We start from the raw sequence: 883 nt of genomic DNA, 5'->3' as shown, positions 1-883 counted from the left end.
CTGAGGGCTTTCTGGCCAGCCGGCGGAGCATGATGCGGATCATTGCCATGCGGACGAAGGCGGCGGCGATGCGGCAGTGTCGCTCGAAGTCGCGGGCGAGGCGGCGGTTGCGGCTGATCCAACCGATGGTGCGTTCGACAATCCAGCGCTTCGGCAGCACGACGAAGCGGTGGCGGTCACAGCGGCGCACGATCTCCATCCTCCATTGGCCGGTGCGCGCGACAGCGGCTGCCATCTTCGGCCCCTGATAGCCTGCATCGCCGATGATGCGCTCGATGAAGGGGAAGAGCCGCCGCGCCTGCCGCAGCAGCGGCTCGGCGCCGTCGCGGTCCTGCACGTCGGCCGGATGCACGATGACAGCCAGCAGCATGCCGATGGTGTCGGTCAGCAGATGGCGCTTGCGGCCGACGACCTTCTTGCCTGCGTCGTAGCCGGACGGATCGAGCGTAGAGCCCCTTTTTGAGCCGCCTTCGCCGTCTGGCTGTCGATGATCGCCGTGGTCGGACTGGCTTCCCGCCCGGCCTGCTCGCGCACTGCGAGGTAGAGGACATGGTGGATGCGCTCGATGGTGCCCTCCCACTCCCAGCGCGAGAAATAGTCCCAGACCGTGCTCTTCGGCGGCAGGTCCTTCGGTAGCGCACTCCACTGGCAGCCGGTGGAAAGCACGTAGAACACCGCGTTCAGCACCTCACGCACATCCACCGTGCGGGGCCGGCCGCCGTGCTTCGCCGGGCGGATCAGCGGCGCCACCAGCGCCCATTCGGCATCCGTCAGATCGGAGGGGTAGCGCAGCCCGCGCCGATCCGCCGCACGCCGATGCTCCGCTGTCCACGCCATCCTGCTTCCCCACAAATCGCCCGCAGGAGAAGGGAATCACATCCGA

1 protein-coding gene is annotated in these 883 nt (G+C 67.7%); it reads right to left on the bottom strand.

Annotated features, from left to right (window positions below; translation table 11 throughout):
- A protein-coding gene (locus H7965_RS30075) for an IS5 family transposase (RefSeq protein WP_390624660.1) occupies positions 1–837 on the bottom strand; the annotation gives its coding sequence in 2 pieces (ribosomal slippage) (positions 1–463 and positions 466–837; 835 coding nt annotated over the 2 pieces). This gene is flagged as partial in the annotation.
- Between the last annotated feature and the right edge of the window lie 46 nt (positions 838–883).

The organism is Siccirubricoccus deserti, assembly GCF_014283215.1.
Classification (GTDB): Bacteria; Pseudomonadota; Alphaproteobacteria; order Acetobacterales; family Acetobacteraceae; genus Siccirubricoccus; species Siccirubricoccus deserti.
Note: the sequence above shows the minus strand (reverse complement) of the source record. Positions and strands in the feature narration are given on the sequence as shown.